We start from the raw sequence: 18,849 nt of genomic DNA on the forward strand, positions 1-18,849 counted from the left end.
ACTTCTATCATATTACTTCCCTACTGCCTTAAAGCTGTCCGTAATCCTTTCATCTTGAGGCGTGATACATAGCAACTAGCGCCATTAGGAAAATAGGCTATGTTTTCTATCTTATCCAGCTGAGAGATATTCGCTGGATTGACCACATAAGAGCGATGGCAGCGATAGAGACGCTTGTCCTGCTTTGTAATCTCAGAAAGCTGTCCGTAAAATTCGATCCGCTCTTTCTTGGTATAGAGAACTAGTCTATGAGGCACTTCTGATGTCTCAAAATAATAGATTTCATTAAAAGGCACCTGAAAATCTGATTTGGAATTTTCAAAGAGAAAAGTTTCCTCAGCTTGAAAACTGTCCTTTCTCTCGTAAAGATAGGCCAAGTCCTGCTCAATCTGCTTGATAAAATCCTCCTCAGGCAAGCCTTTGTCAATAAAGTCAAAAGCTGATACCTGATAACGAAAAGTCAGGGGCATAAATTCTGAGTGAGTCGTCACAAATACAATCAGAGCATAGGGATCCAACTTGCGAATCTTTCCTGCTACCTCTAGTCCTTTCTGAGTCTCTTGCTTAATCTCAATATCTAAAAAGAAAATCTGATGGCTCCCCCGTTCCCTTACTGCATCAATCAGCATGTCCGGCTTGCCATAGATTTCTAAAAACTGGCATTCCCAGCCGTTCTTTTCCAAAATTCCCTGAATGGTTGACTCCATATAGGCTTGTTGCTTAAGATCGTCTTCTAATACAAAAATTTTCATCTTATTTTCTTCCTTCCTGAGACCAGCGCTTGATAAGACTGGATAAATGACGCCTTGAGCAGACAATATCTCCTAAGTCAGACTGCTCAAAGAACAAGCTTTTACGCTCCCTGTCAAATCCTTGAACCTTGGCTAAATTGACCAGTGTTTGACGATCACAGTGAACCAGCTCATCAGGATAGAGCTTAGCCAGCTCAGTCAGAGAAGCCCTAAGGCTGTAGTTGCCTTGTCCAGTGACGATAAGAACGATGTGCGGCTTTTGAGGATGGGACTGGACATAGTAAATTGTTGAAAGATCCAGCTTTCGAAGAGTGCTGCTGTCTTTGATTATGATAGTAGCCATTTGTCTACCTCCTTTGCTCTAGCATAGCACAGGTCGCATCGCAAATGACTCCCAAATCCTAAACGGTAGCTGAGAAGTCTTAAATGGTTCAAGAAGCACTAAGTAAAAACTTACTTGTTAGGTAAGTTTTCACTATCTATTATTTCAGTCTGATGTATTGGTGCCAAACAGTTGTATAAACTCTTACTTTTTCTTTTTCTGTGGGAAAAGAGGCATGCCCAAAGCTGCAATCTTTTCAGCTGGCACCTTCATGCCTTCTTTGATCCATTTGGAAAGCACCGAAACAACTGCAGAACTCCAGAATGAATTCATATAGGAATTAGCTGTCTTCTTCCCACCTTTGCTACGCTTTTCAAGGAAATCAAAGACCGCCTGCGTCAGCAACTTTTCAAAATTATAGTCAATGGCCAGACTAATGACACGCGCTTCCTTCTTGGCTTCCTTAAAAAGAAAAAGCCAAATCTGGTACATTTCTGTCTTGAAATTAAACTGCTCCAGCTTGTCGACAATTCCATGAACCGTATTTTTGAAAATCCCCTCTAGAATCTCTTCTTTAGAGCTATAGTTACGATAAAAGGCTGCGCGCGAAACCCCAGCTCGCTCGACTAATTCAGAGATGGTAATCTTTTTCAAATCTTTCTTCTCTAGCAATTGCATCAGAGAAATTTCCAAGGATTCCTTTGTAATTCGATTAGATTCTTGATTATAAGTTTTTAAATTTGCAAGGGATTTTTCTGATATTTTCTTTTCCGCCATAACAATTTCTTTCTTCCTGTATCAGCCGAGAATTAAGGCTTTATATCAAAGCATCTTCATGTTATAATTGTAAGAAAAGACATGTTTTTTGTCAATGTAGAGAACTGATAGAGCAGGAGAAACTAAATGACTTGGAAAATTGTTGCCGATTCTGGCTGTGACTACCGTAAGATTACAGATCTGGCCAACCAGACAAGGTTTGAGAGTGTGCCGCTGACCATTCAGATTGATCATGAAATTTTTGTGGATAATGCGCAACTTGATATTGATGGCATGATGGAAAAAATGTACGCTACTTCAAGTGCTTCAAAATCAGCCTGCCCAAGCCCTGATGACTACCTCAGAAGCTTTGAAGGGGCTGAAAATATCTTTGTCGTGACGATTACAGGCTCCCTTTCTGGTAGCCACAATAGCGCCCAGCTAGCCAAAAAGCTCTTCTTAGAAGAACATCCAACAGCAAATATCCACGTCATTGATAGCCTATCGGCTGGTGGTGAGGTCGATCTGATCGTCAAAAAATTGAACGACCTCATCAAAGAAGGGCTTTCTTTCGAGCAAGTCGTGGAAGCTATCACCCACTACCAAAAAAACACAAAGCTTCTCTTTGTGCTGGCTAAGGTTGATAATCTGGTCAAAAATGGCCGACTCAGCAAGCTGATTGGTGCAGTTGTCGGCCTCCTCAATATTCGTATGGTGGGCGAAGCCAGCGATACTGGTACTCTGGAGCTTCTCCAAAAAGCCAGAGGGGCTAAAAAGGCCCTGACTGCTGCTGTTGATGAAGTTCTGAAAGCTGGATATAAGGGCGGCCGCATTATCATTGCTCACCGCAATAACGAGAAATTTTGCCAGCAATTTTCGGAAGTTATCAAGGAAAAATTCCCAGCTGCCGACATTTCATTCCTACCAACTTCTGGACTTTGCAGCTTTTACGCAGAAGAAGGCGGCCTCTTGATGGGCTACGAAATTTAATCCTCTCCTTTTGAGCTGAATATCTGTATTCAGCTCTTTACTTTTTCGATTTAATTCGTTAAAATAGAAGAAAGAAAAGGAGTGAATATCATGGCCAGAGGACGCGGTGTCGCTAGCCCCCAGGATAAGGAGGCAATGCGGCTCATTTCTAAAAAAATCAAAACTTTATTGAAGCAAAAGCAAATCAAACAAATTGAACTTTCTCGAGGAACAGGAATCCCAGCCAGCACTCTTACTGGCTATATCAAAGGAAATTCCCTGCCTGTCCTCGAGAATATGCAAAAAATTGCAGACTTCTTTGATATGGATGTTGAAGAGCTGGATCCTCGCTATTTATCAGTTCATAGCCCTACACCATTTTCGCTAGAGTTCACGGATATTTTCCAATCCCTAGACCAACCTCGCAAGCAAGCTGTGACAGACTTTGCTAAAAAAGAGCTGGAAAATCAAACGACTGAGGAAAGATTAAAAGATGACTATTTTCCTTACAAGGTCTATGAAAGCTACCAGACTTTCTTGAACAAGCCTGAACAAGCTGACATCGTCTGGTTAGACAAAGAGCTTGACTATGATATTGCCCTCTGGATCCGGACAGATTCGCTGGAACCCAAGTATCCGCAAGGTTCTGTAGCACTCATCAAGAATACACACTTTGAATTTGCAGGCGCTATCTATGCCATTGATTATGACGGGCAAACCATTTTGAAAAGAGTTTTCAACGATCCAACTGGCATTCGCCTCATCTCTCTCAATAAAAAATACAGCGACAAATTTATCCCGCATCAAGAAGAACCCAAGGTCATCGGCCGTGTCATGGCCGCCTTTATGCCCTTAGATTTATCAGAACAAGCACAAAAGCCACTTTAGTACATAAAGCGGCTTTTCTATTTTTTCTTACTTCCTTTGCTTGCAATCGTGATGACTGCTGCTATCAGAAAGAAAATAATATAAGTGGCAATTGGAAACCAGACATAGCGATGATCCAAAGTAAGCAATGGTAACAAAATAGTTCTATGACGGCGGCTCTCCACTCCAAAGTAATGAAACAAAAGAGCTAGAGGATTTATATAAAGGAGAGGATTGACTAAGTCTTTCAAAGAAGTGACCCTCCTTGCACTATTTTCACGTAGGATAGAACCATAGGCATAGTACAGTAAAACAAGAATATTTATAAACAAAGGAAAAACATAATTACTCTTTAAATATGTAGGAAGAAAGGGAATTTGAAAAACTAGGATACCCGTAATCATTGCAAAAGCATAAGGACGGAGAAATCCAATAACCAAGCTAGAAAACCATGGCACTTGAGCCATATATTCACTTTATCTAGCCACATCCACTCATTCCTATTTTTATTCACATCCATATACCTCCCTCTACTAGCTTGTTTGAACGGGCTTTTGAGCTAGATCCATTGACAAGACCTGCATCAATCAATATAGCGAACACGATTGACCTTGGTTTTCATGATATAAGGATTGACTAAATCATGGTATTCATCATATTCACCTAATAAATAGCCTTTTCGTAAAATAACTTCTCTCCCCTCTATCCCGTAATCCATATTGATTGGGACAGAATTTTCTGATTTGACTATAGAGAAATGAAAGAAAATTGCAAACCATATAAACAATGCAAGAGGTATACTCAGAATCCCCCAGATGAGATGGAACCAGCGAAACTTTCTCTTTTTCAAAAAGAGAAACCATAGGTGACAAAATACGACCACTGACAGAAGAAAAAGCCAATTGTTCCACAGCAGGGGCGTAAAGGCCAAGCCAAACGGACTCAAGCTAAAATGTAGCAAGACAAAGATAAACAACAAGATATAGAGCACTAGCCAAATAACTTTAGAAAACTTCCAGCGCTTCGCTTTTTCTTCCCTTGTCTCTTCCAAATGTAGCTCACTCATTTCCAACCAACTCCACAATCTTCTGGAAAGTCTTGCCATTTCGGATAGTCAGTTGCTTATAAAAACTAGACTTGAGCAGTTTCTTATGGTAGTTGGACTTGAGATAGTCCGCTTGGTCAGCATTGCTATAAAAGAAAGCTGTCTGCCCAAAATGTAACTTTTCCTTGTCATTCGCCCAGTCGCCTGTTAGCTCTTGAACGCTTTCCCTGTCTACCTCTGGCAGATAAAAGAGAACATCTCTCCTAAAGGCTGTCTCATCCTGCCACCAAGTAGGCAGATTTGCTGTTTCTTTTTGAAGCATGGCAGAACTGACAAGGACAAAAGGCAAAGAAAAATCATAAGACCGACTAAAATAATCCGTCAAAATCTCCCGAATCCTCTCCTCCTGCTCTTTGCTATCAAAGAAAAGATTGCCACTATTGATGTAGGAAACTGGATTTTCAAAACCCAAACCAGCTAAATCTTTCTTCAAATCAGCCATAACAACCTTGTTTTTTCCTCCGACATTAATGCCGCGGAGTAAAAGTGCATAACGCATGTGTGCTCCTTATTTGTATGTTTTAAAAATAGTTATTTTCTTTAACGATACGGAATTTTCGAACTTTCTATCTCTATATCAGGATCAACAAGTTTCAAGTATGGAGCTATATAGTCTGGATCCGTAACTCTTGGTCCCAATATTACTTTTGAGTATTTCAACGGTAGCAAATTGATGTATACAAATAAATCGTATCTACCATTGCGTTTTGGACTTAAAACTATATACTTCCTAAAATCAGTATAATTAACTTTATCAAAAATTTCTAACCCAATTTCTTCCTTCTTCAGGTAATTCTCATTTGACGATAAATTATCATCTCTATTAATAATATTCTGTATAGCTGTATCATCTAAATTAATTAAAATACGATACTCCATCTCATACTCATAATCTTTAACTTTAAAAAGGTAAGAAATCTTCTTTAATTTCTCAGCAAAACCTATTAATTCTTTTTCAGCTTCAAGTTCCTGCAATTTTTTAAATATCTGTTTTAAAGTATCAAGAGATTTACCAACATCTGTTTCATCCTTATTCTCTGACATTAAATCTAAATAATGAACTTTAACAAACTCTATAGATTTATGAGCAACTATATCTTCCAGATAAGTCATATCGTATTCAAGAAAGGCACCCCGAGAGGAATCAGCATACTCCTTCCACATAGGTAAACTATCAGATACAGTGGTTAGAGAAGATATAAAAACATTGGAAGTTTGGTATTGTTGGAAAAATGTATTATCAATACCTAAATAATCATATATTACTCTTCCCTCCATTGGGTCATTTAACTGTTTTAAATTAGTAAGTCGTAAATAGGGAGATTTCACTTTAGAATCATTGTCATCATTGTCATTCTTCCAGTCGGCTTTTATGAGGTAGTTTGTTAAAGTGTCAATCTTAGTATAATGTCCAAAGGAACCAATTTCTTTCAACTCATTTGCATCAACAGTTAATTTAGAGCGAATGTAGTATATAATCTTATCCGCTTGTTCTAAAAGTTGCTGAGCGTCTAACGAGGAGATTGATTCTAAATCACTTTTCTCATTCAAATAATCTTTATCATACTTCTCAATTAACTTAATAGCTTGGTTTCGTATGATATCCGAATCACTTTCTTCTGCTATCTTTCGAATAACTTCTATTGAATCTTCAATTACATCATCAAAATGCCTTGATACAAAATCTAGGTAGTCATCAACATCTTCAGATTGAGGATTCTCCATAAAATAGGCATTTATCATCTTCAAGTGGTCATTTTGAAAAATTGAAACAAGCTTATCTAATTCAAAATACCAATATACAATGTGTTTAAAATCATTATCTTTAAAATCATTATCTTTAAAATCATTATCTTTAAATATAAAGCTAATGAATGATTCTAATTCCTTCTTAAAATAGTTTCTTCTTTCTTCTGGTAAAGTATTCTGATCAAATAATCTAACAAAAACCGAAAGTATGGTCGAAATAAGTTCTTTTCCATCCTCTAGATTTTCTTGTAATATTAAATCACGGATTTTAAAGAAATAACTATCATTTTCGAACAATAAAGAATATTCTTCGTATTCTTTTGTTAGAAATAAATAATTATACAAAATATGTAAATATTCAAAGTTTTCAAACCAACTATATGCATGCNCATTTTCTAATAATACTTTATTTAATGTAACTAAGAGTTTTTTAGCAGTACTCTTATCAATTTCTTCAACGAACATCATACAAACATACAGAAAATCGCTTGCATATTTTAATTGTTCTTCTTCAGATAACTTTAAATATTGATTAGTAATGTTTTCAAGTTCGGATTTCAGTTTTTCTTCATTCAAGGAATCAAAATGATTCACTAATTCAGATTTATTAAATTTACCTGTAAAATAATTTAACTCTTCCATTTTATCTCCTTCTAAAATTTCAATCCATCGCCTTTATTTCCAGAATCATATCGCGAATCTGTGCCGCCAGCTCGAAGTCCAGAAGTCCGGCAGCTTCTTGCATTTGGCCTTCCAGTTTCTTGATCATGTCCTTGCGTTCTTGCTTGTTAAGGCTTTCGATTTCGACAGTTTCTTCCTTGTCTGGCAGGGCTGCCTTGGTCACACTGATCAGATCTCGGATTTCTTTCTTGATGGTCTGCGGTACAATGCCATGCTCTTCATTATATGCCATCTGGATTGCCCGACGGCGGGCAGTTTCATCAATAGCTCGCTGCATGGACTGGGTCATAGTGTCGGCATACATAATCACATGCCCCTCGCTGTTGCGGGCTGCCCGTCCGATGGTCTGGATCAGGCCACGCTCATTGCGGAGGAAGCCTTCCTTGTCTGCATCGAGAATTGCTACCAGACTAACCTCAGGAACGTCAATTCCCTCGCGTAATAGATTAATCCCAACCAAAACGTCAAAGACGCCCAAGCGCAGATCTCGGATAATCTCGGTCCGCTCCAAGGTCTTGATATCTGAGTGCATGTACTTGACCTTGACACCCATTTCCTTGAAATAGTCAGTTAAGTCTTCTGCCATTTTTTTGGTTAAAGTCGTGATAAAGGTCCGTTCATTCTTTTCAACACGAGCATTGATTTCACCCAAAAGATCATCAATCTGCCCCATAGTTGGTCGAACTTCCACCTCTGGATCCAGAAGCCCTGTCGGCCGGATAATCTGCTCAATAACAGTATCCGTCTGCTCATTTTCATAGTCACCCGGCGTAGCCGATACATAGATAATCTGGTGAACATGGCTTTCAAATTCTTCTCGGCGCAGCGGGCGGTTATCCAAGGCAGACGGCAAGCGGAAACCATAATTAACCAGCATCTCCTTGCGAGAGCGGTCACCATTGTACATACCGCGAATCTGTCCCATGGTCATATGACTCTCATCAATCATAATCAAGAAATCATCAGGGAAAAAGTCCAGAAGGGTATAAGGCGGCTCTCCTTCACTCCGACCATCCATGTGGCGGGAATAGTTCTCAACACCGTTTGTATAGCCCATTTCACGCAGCATTTCGATATCGTACTCCGTGCGCTGCTTCAAGCGCTGGGCTTCCAGAAGCTTGCCTTCCTTCTCAAAGATAGCTAGCTGCTCCTCCAGCTCAGCCTGAATCTTGGCAATGGCTACTTCCATGTGGTCTTCATTGGTGACGAAGTGAGTGGCTGGGAAGATGGCCAAATGGTCCACTTCACCCAAGACTCGACCTGTCAAGGCTTCAACCTCACGAATCCGGTCAATCTCATCTCCGAAAAACTCTACCCGAAAGGCATGCTCATCCCGAGAAGCTGGGAAAATCTCCACCACATCGCCTCGAACCCGGAATTTCCCACGCTGAAAGTCAATGTCATTGCGCTCAAACTGGATATCTACCAAGTCATTAAGCAACTTGTCACGGGAAATCTCTAATCCAGGACGCAGGCTTACCACGCTATCAGAGTATTCCTTAGGCGAACCCAAACCATAGATACAAGAGACCGAAGCCACGACAATCACATCGTTGCGCTCCAAGAGAGCTGATGTCGCTGAGTGACGGAGCTTATCAATCTCGTCATTGACCGAGCTATCCTTTTCAATATAAGTATCGCTGGAAGGCACATAGGCCTCAGGCTGGTAGTAATCATAGTAGGAAACAAAGTATTCCACCGCGTTATTGGGGAAAAATTCCTTGAACTCACCATAAAGCTGGCCAGCCAGGGTTTTATTATGGGCGATAACCAGAGTCGGCTTGTTGACCCGAGCGATAACCTGACTCATGGTATAGGTCTTACCAGTACCAGTCGCCCCCATGAGAATCTGGGCTTTCTCGCCCCCCTCGATATTGTCCACTAGCTGCTCGATAGCTTGGGGCTGGTCACCTGAAGGCTCGTACTTGGAAACCAATTCAAATTTATTATCTGTTATTCTGTTTATCATCTTTTATTCCTCAACTTGTGCTTCTATCATTTTACCATATTTGACATATTTTCTCTGGGTTTGGCTCTGGTTTAGTAGCTACATCTCTAAGAACGGCTAATCTTGCATTCTAATCATTCATTCGCATCAAAAATCGCCCAGCTGAGCTGAGCGATGTCTTTATTTCTTAAACATCAATGCCTGAGGTAGGCGATTTTCTTTTTTGAGCGACCAATAAAGATAGGCAATGCAGCAAATCAGGACGATAGTGGCAAAGATGGATCCTTCAGCACCAAAAGCTCCACCTGACAACCAGTCAATGGAAGTCTGAGAAGTGTAATTAAAGACAGAGGCATTAGCTCCTTGCCCGCTAACCTGAATGCCGTAGACATTTCCTTGGACGAAATTCCAAGCGCCATGCATCCCAGCCAAGACCCACATATTATCATACTTGATCATGAGTAGGCAGGCAAAAATCCCATTCAAAATAATCGTGACAATGGAAAGAACGGTCACACCAGGGTTAAAGAGGTGCAGTGCCCCGAATAGAGCACTAGAAATCAAGATACCAATGAAGATATTTGACTTAGCACTAACTGCTGGAAAGAGCCAACCACGCGTCACTAGCTCTTCTGTCCCACCTTGGAGAATCCAGAAAGGAATCAAGGCAAGAATAAAGAGAACTGGCTCTAAACTTAGCTCTGCTAATTCTAGGCTTCCCGTACCCGTTAGCAATAGCAAAGCGACGACGAGCGAAAATTGTGCTGCCCCAATCAGGAAGCCTCTGCCCAGTTCTTTCAGCCATCCTTTCTTAAAAAATCCCAGACTGGAGAACGGTCTCTTTTCTATAAACTTGACCCACAGAAAAACAAGTAAGGACATAAAGAAAAAACTACCCAGCTGAAAAAAGATACCATAATGTCCGAACACTTCCATAACTATTGCTTGGTCAGCTGTCGGATTTACCATAGCAAGCACAGTTCCAATGATGATCCCTGCAAAGATTTCTCCTACGTGGATAAAGACAATGGAGATAAGAATTGCTAACCAAATCGGCGGAATATAGAGCGACAGCTTCACATTATCTAACATGCGTGATTTAAACATAGAAATCTCCTTTCTTGATTTATCTATTATAGCATATTTTATCATAATAGCATAAGAGCCAATATTTGTTATCATGTCAGAAGATATAACATCGAAATAGAAAATATTTGCCTTTTCCAAATTTTTCTGATATAATCAGACAATATTCTAACAAAGGAGAGAAAATATGAAGAAAAAAATCATAGCTTTTCTGCTAGCATTGTTCCCTATCTTTGCCTTAGGAACAACTATTCATGCGGATACCATCAAAATCGTATCTGACACGGCTTATGCCCCATTTGAATTTAAAGATTCCGATCAAACCTATAAAGGGATTGATGTAGATATTATCAATAAAGTTGCTGAAATCAAAGGCTGGGCATATGAAATGTCCTTCCCTGGCTTTGACGCTGCTGTCAATGCCGTTCAAGCAGGACAGGCCGATGCCATTATGGCAGGTATGACCAAGACTGCTGAACGCGAAAAAGTCTTTACCATGTCTGATACATATTATGACACAAAAGTTGTCATCGCAACGACCAAGGCTAATACAGTAAAATCCTACGATCAGCTCAAAGGAAAGACTGTCGGAGTCAAAAACGGTACAGCTGCACAACGTTTCCTTGAAAAAATCAAGGACAAATACGGCTTTACTATCAAAACATTTGATACAGGCGACCTTATGTACAACAGCCTAACAGCCGGAGCGGTTGATGCGGCCATGGATGACCAACCCGTTATCGAGTATGCAATCAGCCAAGGACAAGATTTGAAAATCTCAATGAAGGGTGAGGCCGTTGGTAGCTTCGCATTTGGTGTCAAAAAAGGCAGCAAATACGAATATCTGGTGACGGAGTTTAACGAAGCCTTGGCTCAGATGAAAAAAGATGGCACCTTGAAGGACATCATCACCAAGTGGACTGCCGCTTCTGGCACTTCAACCAACTCAGCAGTACCAGAGACGACAACCAAGTCTGGACAAAAAGCCACTCCAGTCAAAGCTAAATATACGATTGCCAGTGACTCATCCTTTGCTCCTTTCGTTTTCCAAAATGATAGCAACCAATATACTGGTATTGATATGGACTTGATCAAAGCCATTGCCGAAGACCAAGGTTTTACACTGGAAATCTCTAACCCTGGCTTTGACGCTGCCATCAATGCTGTTCAATCTGGTCAAGCTGACGGGATGATTGCTGGGATGTCTGTGACAGAGGCCCGCAAAGAAACCTTTAATTTCTCTGAACCATACTACACTGCTAACTCTATCCTTGCGGTGACAGAATCAAGCACTATTAGCTCCTATGAAGACTTGAAAGGAAAGACCGTCGGAGTCAAGAACGGTACAGCCTCTCAAACCTTCCTCGTCGAAAATCAAAGCAAATACGGCTACAAAATCAAAACTTTTTCAGACGGTTCTTCTATGTATGATAGTCTGAATTCTGGCTCAGTCGCTGCTATTATGGATGATGAGCCCGTTGTCAAATATGCCATCAATCAAGGCAAGAAAATGAAAACGCCAATCGAAGGAACCCCTAGTGGTGAAGTTGCTTTTGCAGTAAAAGCAGGCACCAACCCTGAGCTCATCGAGATGTTCAATAATGGTTTGGCTAATCTAAAAGCGAATGGTAAATATCAAGAAATTCTTGATAAATATCTCTCAGCTGAGAAGGATAATTCCACAACCGTTGATGAAACAACTATCTGGGGACTTCTCCAAAACAACTACAAACAACTGTTGAGCGGACTTGGAATTACCATTGCTTTAGCACTGATCTCCTTTGCGATTGCCATGGTGATAGGGATTATCTTTGGGATGTTCAGCGTCAGCCCAATCAAAGCGCTTCGCATCATTTCAGAAATTTTTGTTGACGTTATTCGTGGTATTCCACTTATGATTCTGGCTGCCTTCATCTTCTGGGGAATTCCAAACCTCATTGAATCTATGACTGGTCACCAAAGTCCGATTAACGACTTTGTCGCAGGGACCATTGCCCTGTCCCTCAATGCTGGTGCATATATCGCTGAGATTGTTCGCGGAGGAATTCAAGCCGTTCCAGTCGGACAGATGGAAGCTAGCCGAAGTCTGGGTATCTCGTACGGAAAGACCATGCGCAAGATTATCCTGCCTCAAGCAACCAAGATCATGCTACCAAACTTTGTCAACCAGTTCGTCATCGCTCTCAAGGATACAACTATCGTATCAGCTATCGGACTTGTTGAACTCTTCCAAACAGGTAAAATTATCATTGCCCGTAACTATCAGAGCTTCAAGATGTATGCTATCCTAGCAGTGCTTTACTTGGTCATCATCACACTCTTAACAAGATTGGCTAAACGCTTAGAAAAGAGGATTCACTAATGGCTAAATTAAAAATTGATGTTAATGATTTACATAAATACTATGGGGAAAATGAAGTCCTAAAAGGGATTAGTGCGAAGTTTTATGAGGGAGATGTTGTTTGTATCATTGGTCCTTCTGGATCAGGTAAATCAACTTTCCTACGCAGCCTAAACCTGCTTGAAGAAGTAACCAGTGGGACCATTACTGTCAACGGTTATGATTTGACAGATAAGGCTACCAACGTGGACCATGTTCGTGAAGACATCGGAATGGTGTTCCAGCACTTCAACCTCTTCCCACACATGACTGTCCTGCAAAATATCACCTTCGCTCCTGTTGAGCACAAGCGAATGAGCCAAGCTGATGCAGACAAGCTTGGTATGGAGCTCTTGGAGAAGGTTGGGCTGGCAGACAAGGCTGATGCCAAACCAGACAGTTTGTCAGGAGGACAAAAACAGCGGGTGGCCATCGCTCGAGGATTGGCTATGAACCCGGACATTATGCTCTTTGACGAACCGACTTCTGCCCTTGACCCTGAAATGGTTGGTGACGTTCTCAACGTTATGAAGGATCTGGCTCAGCAAGGCATGACCATGCTAATCGTGACTCACGAAATGGGCTTTGCTCGTCAGGTTGCTAATCGCGTCATCTTCACTGCTGACGGTGAATTCCTAGAAGACGGCAAACCAGACCAAATCTTCGATAACCCTCAGCATCCACGTCTCAAGGATTTCTTGGACAAGGTACTCAACGTATAAATATGACGAATCCTGAAAGTAATCTTTCAGGATTTTTATTGACTTATGCTGCCCTTTTTGCTAGACTAAAGGTAGAATGATTTCGGAGGTACACGGAGACATGAAAAATTAAGTCTATTTTTTAAAGGAAACTTTATTTAGTAGATTTTGTCATGTTTCTGCATATCCGCGGGACTTTCGTTTTTTTGTGCTTTCAAACTTCTATTTGCTTATCTTTAGATCAATCCTGTCGCTCCTATGGCAGTTCCATCTGGAAGCCTACAAACGAATGACCCTATTTGGACACCCCTGTGTCTTCTTTGTGCAATCTCAACAGCTCTGCTAAATAAAGCAGGGCTGTATTTTGTTTTAAAAAATAACGGAGACATCTATGCTGCAAATAAGAAATCTAACCATCACCCACCTAAAAGACCTGAAAGAGTTAGTCAAAGATTTGTCACTGACTGTCAATCAAGGAGACAAGGTCGCTATTATCGGTGAGGAGGGCAATGGCAAGTCCACCCTGCTCAAGCTCCTGCTAGACGAGCGACTGGTCAGCCCCTATGTCAGCTACAGCGGACAGATTGATAAGTCCTATACTGCTGCTGTTTATCTGCCCCAGCAACTGCCTTCAGAGGATGCCCAACTGACGCTCAATGACTATTTCTTTGCTGATTTTGAGACAGAACTGGACTATGCCAAGCTCTACCGCTATGCTGGAGAGCTCAACTTTGACAGCCAGCGCTTTGCCAGTCAGCAGCAGCTCTCTAGCCTATCTGGAGGAGAAAAACTCAAGGTCCAGCTCATCAAGAAACTAGCCAGCGATTGGGACATGCTCTTTCTTGACGAGCCCTCTAATGACCTTGATCTAGAAACTCTGACTTGGCTGGAAAGCTTTATCAGCCACAGTCAGCAAACTGTCCTTTTCGTCTCTCACGACGAGCACTTTCTCGCTCAAACTGCGACCAAGATTGTTCATCTGGAGCGAATCAAAAAGAAACAGGAGGCCAGAACCAGCGTCAAGAGTCTGGACTATGAAAATTACCGCCATCAGCGTCAGGAGGCCTTTGAAAAACAGGGGCAACTGGCACGGAAAGAGCGAGAAGAACACGCTAAGACTATGGAAAAACACCGACAAGTTAAGCAAAATGTTGAGAATGCCTTGAGAAATACCAAAAATGATGTCCAAGGCCGACTACTAGCTAAGAAGATGAAAAACGTCCTCTCGCAGGGCAAACGATTTGAAAAGGCGGGCGCTGAAATGACCGAAATCCCAACACAGGAAGATGCCATCAGCCTTCACTTCTCAGACATAGAAGCTCTGCCATTGACCAAAAGAATCCTGAAATTAGAAGGAATGAAACTGGAAGCAGACGGACGACAGCTGGCGGAGAACCTGACTCTGGAGGTCTGCGGCCAGGAAAAAATCGGACTGATTGGTGCTAATGGTGCAGGCAAGTCTACTCTGCTTAAGGAAATATGGAAGATCCTGCGTGAGCGGACAGATATGCGAGTAGGCTACATGCCCCAACATTATGGCGACTTGCTGAATGATGAGAGCAGTCCCTTGGACTTTCTAGCTCCCTCTGGTGACAAAGCTCTAGAAGAGAAAATCCTGACGCATCTAGCCAGTCTCCAGTTCACGCGCGATGAGGCCCGCCACCCGATTGGGCAACTTTCAGGTGGTCAAAAAGCCAAGCTCCTCCTGCTCAAACTAGTCCTAGACCGTCCCAATGTCCTCCTGCTGGACGAGCCAACCCGCAACTTCTCTCCCACCTCTCAGCCTCAGGTTCGCCAGCTTTTGGCGACCTATCCTTGCGCTATTATCGCTGTCTCCCACGACCGAATCGTTCTCAAAGAAGTCTGCCAGAAGATTTATAAACTGACAGAAACAGGGTTGAAAGAAGTTAAATTATAAGCAAAAAGAGTTGGAATTTCCAACTCTTTTTGCTTTGTTTAGCATCAATCTGTGAGATTTAATAAAGCTCTCCTTCTACTCCTGAGCCGTCTGCATTTGGTAATAAACACCTCTGGCTGCCATGAGCTCTTGGTGATTACCATGTTCGACGATATCACCATCTACCATGACGAGGATGATGTCAGCATTTTGAATAGTGGACAGGCGATGGGCGATGATAAAGCTAGTCCGTCCCACCATGAGCTTGTTGAAAGCCTCCTGAATCAAGACTTCTGTCCGAGTATCGATGGAGGAAGTCGCCTCATCCAAGATTAGGATTTTAGGGACGGCTAGGAAGACGCGCGCAATGGTCAGAAGCTGCCGCTGACCTTGAGACAGGGAGTCCCCAGCATCCGCCAGATAGGTGTCATAGCCCTGAGGCAGCTGCTGGATAAAGAAATGCGCATTGGCCGCCTTGGCAGCTGCAATGACCTCTTCTCGGCTAGCATCTGGCCGACCAAAAGCTATGTTGTCATGAATGGTCGCCGTCTTAAGCCAAGTCTCCTGCAGTACCATACCAAACTGCTGACGATAAGAGGCTCTAGTGTAATGCGTGATGGGAATACCGTCTAGCGAAATAAGACCACTATCAACATTGTAAAAGCGCATGAGGAGATTGATCAGGGTTGACTTGCCAGCACCAGTTGGCCCGACAATAGCAACCTTACTAGCTGCTGGAATCCTTATATTCAAATCCTGAATCAGCTCTTTGCCGGACTCATAGCCAAAAGCCACATGCTCAAAGCTAATCTGTCCTTTGACATCTTCAGACTGGAGGATTTCCTGACCAGACTCTGCTATTTCTTCTTGGTCCAAAACGCTGTAAATCCGCTCTGCACAAGCTAAAGCGCTCTGCAATTCCGACATGACTGATGATATATCATTGAAAGGCTTGGTGTACTGGTTGACGTAGTTGAGGAAGGTCACCAGCTGCCCAACCGTAAAGCCTGTTCCCTGAATGATTCGGACAGCCCCAAAGCCTACAATCAAAGCATAAATCAGGGCATTGATAAAACGAGTCGAAGGATTGACCGTTGATGAATAGAAAATAGCCGCCTGAGAATAGTCCGCATAGGTTTGGTTGCTGCGAGTAAAAGCTGTATCAAACTGCTCCTGAGCATTAAATGCCTGGATTAGACTTTCCTGGGTCAGACTTTCCTCAATCAGCTGGGTCTGCGCTCCCCTCGCCTGCGTCTGCCGTTGGAAAAAGCTAAAACTCTTTTTGGCAATAAAGCGAGCTAAGAAGAGAGAAAGGGGCGTCAAAAGCAGAACCAAAAGCAGGAGGAAAAAGTCCAATCTGGCCATACTAATAATTGTGACTAAGATGGTTAGCAAACCCACAAAAAATTGATTGAAAACCATGAGCAGGCCATTGCTGAGCTGCTCCAAGTCCGTCGTCACCCGACTGACCAAGTCGCCAGTTCCCTGCCGATCCAGATAGGCCAATGGCAGATAGTGTACTTTCTTGATAACGCCTTGACGGAGCTGCTGACTGTAGCGATAGACCAGCTGATTATAGAGCAAGGGATTGAGCCACTGAATCAGCGTATTGGCTAAAATAACCAGCAGCATCTGGCCCAAAATCGGCATCAAATGCTGCTCCGCTTGAGGGAGAAGAACGCTATCAACCGCATTCCCGATTAAAACTGGGAGAAGAACAGTCAGAGCCACTTGAGCCACCGTTCCCAGACTAGCTAGGAGAAAGAGCCAGCGCGACTGCAGCAAATCTCGAGTCAAGCGCCTCAAGCTGCTAGATGATGTCTTATGCTTCATGCTTATCCTCCTCTCCTTGACTATGCTGTGAGTGATGGATTTCTCGGTAAATGGCAGAGCTGATTAAGAGTTCCTCATGACGACCGAGAGCCACCTGTTCTCCCTTATCTAGGACTAAAATTTGATCCGCTGAGCGCAAGCTATTGGTCCGCTGAGAGATCAAGACCAGACTGGTCTCTGTCAATTCATTCTTAATAGCCTGCAGGAGTCTGGCCTCTGTCAGATAGTCCAGAGCAGAGGTTGCATCATCTAAAACCAAGAAAGGCGCCCTCCGCAAGACAGCTCTGGCGATGGTTAAACGCTGACGCTGACCGCCAGAAAAATTCCGACCAAAGGCCTCTACAGTCGCATCCAAGCCACCTTCCTTCTTAGAGACAAAGTCCGCTGCCTGAGCAATCTCTAAAGCCTGCCACAAGTCTGCGTCTGTTGGCTTGCTTGACAATCCTAAAGTCAGATTGGAGCGAACAGTTCCTTGGAAAAGCTCCGCCTTCTGAGGCACCAGACTAATCCAAGACCGCCATTCTCTGAGATTTTTAGGACTGCGTCCTTGGGAAAAGATGGTCAACTGACCAGCAGCAACTGGATAGAGATGAGCCAGCAGCTGAACTAAGGTAGATTTACCAGAACCTGTCCCACCAATAACACCTAAAGTCTGACCTCTTTTCAAATCAAAAGTCAGACCAGTCAAAGAAGGACTAGCTGCATTTGGATAAGAAAAACTAACCTGCTGGACTTTAATGGCTTGATCTGGCAGAGCTGTTTCCTGCACTAATTCCTGCAGGACATCTTCTTCTGCTTGCTCGAAGACTTGACTGATACGACCAGCACTGATATAGCTTTGATTGAGCGAGTTGACCAGCATAGCCAGCTTGAGCAATTCCACCAAAATCTGCAATAAATAATTGACCAAGGCCACTAGCATCCCTTGGGTCAGCAACCCTTTGCCGATAAAATCATTCCCCTGCCAAATCACAGCAATCAGAGTACCATTGACTGTGAGGAAGGTCAGAGGACTAATCAGACTAGCCAGAGCTCCCGTCCTGATTTGCCAGGTTTTATAGAGTTCGTTGCGATTGCGAAAGGTTTGAACCTCACGCTGGGTCTGACCGAAAGCTCGTATAACCCGCATGCCCTGTAGCTGCTCACGAGTCAAATTGACCAGCTGATCTGTCAGCTGACGAATCTTGGCGTAGAGAGGATTCATCAGACGTGACATGAAGACGATAATAGCCGTTAAAATTGCCACCATGAGCAAGAACCACAAGGTAATGACCGGACTGATAGTAAAGGCCATGATGATGGAGCCAAAAACGATGATAGGCGCCCGCAGAAAGAGACGAAGAAATTGATTGATTCCCGTCTGAATCTGATAGGTGTCGCTCGTCAGCCGAGTCACCAAGCTAGAAGTCGTCAGCTCATCCCGACTAGCCTTGGGCAAGCGTAAAATCTTTTGATAGAGGTCACTTGTCATCTGGCGGGTAAAGCCCACTGCCGCCTTTGACGAATAATACTGGGCCACCACTGCTACCACCACGCCCAACGCAGCCAAGCCCATCAAAAGAAAAACCATCCAGTAGAGATGGGAGCTGTCCTTTCGAGGAATAGTTTCGTCCACAATCCCCGCAATCAGAATCGGAACCAAGAGTTCAAAACTAGCTTCCAAAAGCTTGAACAAGGGCCCCAACAAAGACTCCCTGATATAGCCCTTGAAATATTTCAATAAATCTTTCATACTGCCTACTTCTCCATTAAACTGTTTCTATTTTACCATAATTTTCAAAGGGTAAAAAATATTCTCCTTCT

Annotated in this window: 16 protein-coding genes; 5 read left to right on the plus strand and 11 right to left on the minus strand. The window is 42.7% G+C overall.

The genetic code is table 11. The features are described from left to right. Positions 1-20 precede the first annotated feature (20 nt). From D8793_RS03060 to D8793_RS03070, 3 genes are all read right to left on the minus strand, one after another. Positions 21-752 (minus strand): response regulator transcription factor, encoded by a 732-nt coding sequence (locus D8793_RS03060; RefSeq protein ID WP_061422713.1) that lies wholly within the window; start codon positions 750-752, stop codon positions 21-23. Between the two features lies 1 nt (position 753). After that, positions 754-1,095, minus strand: coding sequence for a LytTR family DNA-binding domain-containing protein (locus D8793_RS03065; RefSeq protein ID WP_125370536.1), 342 nt, complete (start codon positions 1,093-1,095; stop codon positions 754-756). A 183-nt stretch (positions 1,096-1,278) separates the two neighbouring features. After that, positions 1,279-1,851 carry a TetR/AcrR family transcriptional regulator gene (locus D8793_RS03070; RefSeq protein WP_125370537.1) on the minus strand — a complete coding sequence of 191 codons (573 nt, stop codon included), beginning with the start codon at positions 1,849-1,851 and terminating at the stop codon, positions 1,279-1,281. A 126-nt stretch (positions 1,852-1,977) separates the two neighbouring features. On the opposite strand from D8793_RS03070, the gene D8793_RS03075 reads away from it, so the two are divergent. Both D8793_RS03075 and D8793_RS03080 read left to right on the plus strand, forming a co-directional pair. Beyond that, a complete protein-coding gene (locus D8793_RS03075; protein WP_125370538.1) occupies positions 1,978-2,820 on the plus strand; it encodes a DegV family protein in 843 nt (280 codons plus the stop codon). 90 nt (positions 2,821-2,910) lie between these two features. Further along, positions 2,911-3,687 (plus strand): XRE family transcriptional regulator, encoded by a 777-nt coding sequence (locus D8793_RS03080; RefSeq protein ID WP_125370539.1) that lies wholly within the window; start codon positions 2,911-2,913, stop codon positions 3,685-3,687. A 17-nt stretch (positions 3,688-3,704) separates the two neighbouring features. On the opposite strand, the gene D8793_RS03085 is transcribed toward D8793_RS03080, so the two are convergent. From D8793_RS03085 to D8793_RS03110, 6 genes are all read right to left on the minus strand, one after another. Beyond that, positions 3,705-4,133, minus strand: a complete 429-nt coding sequence (locus D8793_RS03085; RefSeq protein ID WP_260471074.1) for a hypothetical protein — start codon at positions 4,131-4,133, stop codon at positions 3,705-3,707. Between the two features lie 116 nt (positions 4,134-4,249). Further along, complete coding sequence (locus D8793_RS12380; protein ID WP_371259083.1) at positions 4,250-4,384, minus strand: hypothetical protein; 135 nt, start codon at positions 4,382-4,384, stop codon at positions 4,250-4,252. 340 nt (positions 4,385-4,724) lie between these two features. Further along, positions 4,725-5,270: a DUF1697 domain-containing protein gene (locus D8793_RS03095; RefSeq protein WP_125370541.1), complete on the minus strand. Its 546-nt coding sequence runs from the start codon at positions 5,268-5,270 to the stop codon at positions 4,725-4,727. A gap of 41 nt (positions 5,271-5,311) precedes the next feature. Beyond that, complete coding sequence (locus tag D8793_RS03100; protein ID WP_125386861.1) at positions 5,312-7,162, minus strand: DUF2971 domain-containing protein; 1,851 nt, start codon at positions 7,160-7,162, stop codon at positions 5,312-5,314. Between the two features lie 19 nt (positions 7,163-7,181). Next, entirely contained in the window at positions 7,182-9,170 is a 1,989-nt protein-coding gene (uvrB, locus tag D8793_RS03105; protein WP_125370542.1) for an excinuclease ABC subunit UvrB, read from the minus strand. 159 nt (positions 9,171-9,329) lie between these two features. Then, positions 9,330-10,256, minus strand: a complete 927-nt coding sequence (locus tag D8793_RS03110) for a CPBP family intramembrane glutamic endopeptidase (protein ID WP_125370543.1) — start codon at positions 10,254-10,256, stop codon at positions 9,330-9,332. A gap of 166 nt (positions 10,257-10,422) precedes the next feature. Here D8793_RS03110 and D8793_RS03115 point away from each other — a divergent pair, with 166 nt between their 5' ends. The 3 genes from D8793_RS03115 (at position 10,423) to D8793_RS03125 (ending at position 15,234) form a co-directional block, all read left to right on the plus strand. Beyond that, on the plus strand, positions 10,423-12,597 hold the full coding sequence (locus D8793_RS03115; protein ID WP_125370544.1) for an ABC transporter substrate-binding protein/permease: 2,175 nt from the start codon (positions 10,423-10,425) through the stop codon (positions 12,595-12,597). Further along, positions 12,597-13,337 carry an amino acid ABC transporter ATP-binding protein gene (locus D8793_RS03120; protein ID WP_005590533.1) on the plus strand — a complete coding sequence of 247 codons (741 nt, stop codon included), beginning with the start codon at positions 12,597-12,599 and terminating at the stop codon, positions 13,335-13,337. The genes D8793_RS03115 and D8793_RS03120 overlap by 1 nt, the downstream gene beginning before the upstream one ends. A gap of 370 nt (positions 13,338-13,707) precedes the next feature. Continuing rightward, positions 13,708-15,234 (plus strand): ATP-binding cassette domain-containing protein, encoded by a 1,527-nt coding sequence (locus D8793_RS03125; protein ID WP_125370545.1) that lies wholly within the window; start codon positions 13,708-13,710, stop codon positions 15,232-15,234. A 75-nt stretch (positions 15,235-15,309) separates the two neighbouring features. Here the strand turns inward: D8793_RS03125 and D8793_RS03130 are convergent, their stop codons facing one another. After that, a complete protein-coding gene (locus D8793_RS03130) occupies positions 15,310-17,046 on the minus strand; it encodes an ABC transporter ATP-binding protein (RefSeq protein ID WP_125370546.1) in 1,737 nt (578 codons plus the stop codon). Further along, positions 17,036-18,778 (minus strand): ABC transporter ATP-binding protein, encoded by a 1,743-nt coding sequence (locus D8793_RS03135; protein WP_125370547.1) that lies wholly within the window; start codon positions 18,776-18,778, stop codon positions 17,036-17,038. Before D8793_RS03135 ends, D8793_RS03130 begins: the two co-directional genes overlap by 11 nt. Between the last annotated feature and the right edge of the window lie 71 nt (positions 18,779-18,849).

Origin of the sequence: Streptococcus cristatus, from assembly GCF_003943465.1 — a bacterium.
In the GTDB taxonomy this organism is placed as follows: domain Bacteria; phylum Bacillota; class Bacilli; order Lactobacillales; family Streptococcaceae; genus Streptococcus; species Streptococcus cristatus_C.

Bases quoted from the DNA above. Each gene is read 5' to 3' on its own strand.
- D8793_RS12380 (WP_371259083.1), bottom strand. From the start codon at position 4,384: ATGGATTACGGGATAGAGGGGAGAGAAGTTATTTTACGAAAAGGCTAT.
- D8793_RS03075 (WP_125370538.1), top strand. From the start codon at position 1,978: ATGACTTGGAAAATTGTTGCCGATTCTGGCTGTGACTACCGTAAGATT.
- D8793_RS03120 (WP_005590533.1), top strand. From the start codon at position 12,597: ATGGCTAAATTAAAAATTGATGTTAATGATTTACATAAATACTATGGG.
- D8793_RS03110 (WP_125370543.1), bottom strand. From the start codon at position 10,256: ATGTTTAAATCACGCATGTTAGATAATGTGAAGCTGTCGCTCTATATT.
- D8793_RS03080 (WP_125370539.1), top strand. From the start codon at position 2,911: ATGGCCAGAGGACGCGGTGTCGCTAGCCCCCAGGATAAGGAGGCAATG.
- D8793_RS03130 (WP_125370546.1), bottom strand. From the start codon at position 17,046: ATGAAGCATAAGACATCATCTAGCAGCTTGAGGCGCTTGACTCGAGAT.
- D8793_RS03070 (WP_125370537.1), bottom strand. From the start codon at position 1,851: ATGGCGGAAAAGAAAATATCAGAAAAATCCCTTGCAAATTTAAAAACT.
- D8793_RS03115 (WP_125370544.1), top strand. From the start codon at position 10,423: ATGAAGAAAAAAATCATAGCTTTTCTGCTAGCATTGTTCCCTATCTTT.
- D8793_RS03085 (WP_260471074.1), bottom strand. From the start codon at position 4,133: ATGGCTCAAGTGCCATGGTTTTCTAGCTTGGTTATTGGATTTCTCCGT.
- D8793_RS03065 (WP_125370536.1), bottom strand. From the start codon at position 1,095: ATGGCTACTATCATAATCAAAGACAGCAGCACTCTTCGAAAGCTGGAT.
- D8793_RS03135 (WP_125370547.1), bottom strand. From the start codon at position 18,778: ATGAAAGATTTATTGAAATATTTCAAGGGCTATATCAGGGAGTCTTTG.
- uvrB (WP_125370542.1), bottom strand. From the start codon at position 9,170: ATGATAAACAGAATAACAGATAATAAATTTGAATTGGTTTCCAAGTAC.
- D8793_RS03125 (WP_125370545.1), top strand. From the start codon at position 13,708: ATGCTGCAAATAAGAAATCTAACCATCACCCACCTAAAAGACCTGAAA.
- D8793_RS03060 (WP_061422713.1), bottom strand. From the start codon at position 752: ATGAAAATTTTTGTATTAGAAGACGATCTTAAGCAACAAGCCTATATG.
- D8793_RS03095 (WP_125370541.1), bottom strand. From the start codon at position 5,270: ATGCGTTATGCACTTTTACTCCGCGGCATTAATGTCGGAGGAAAAAAC.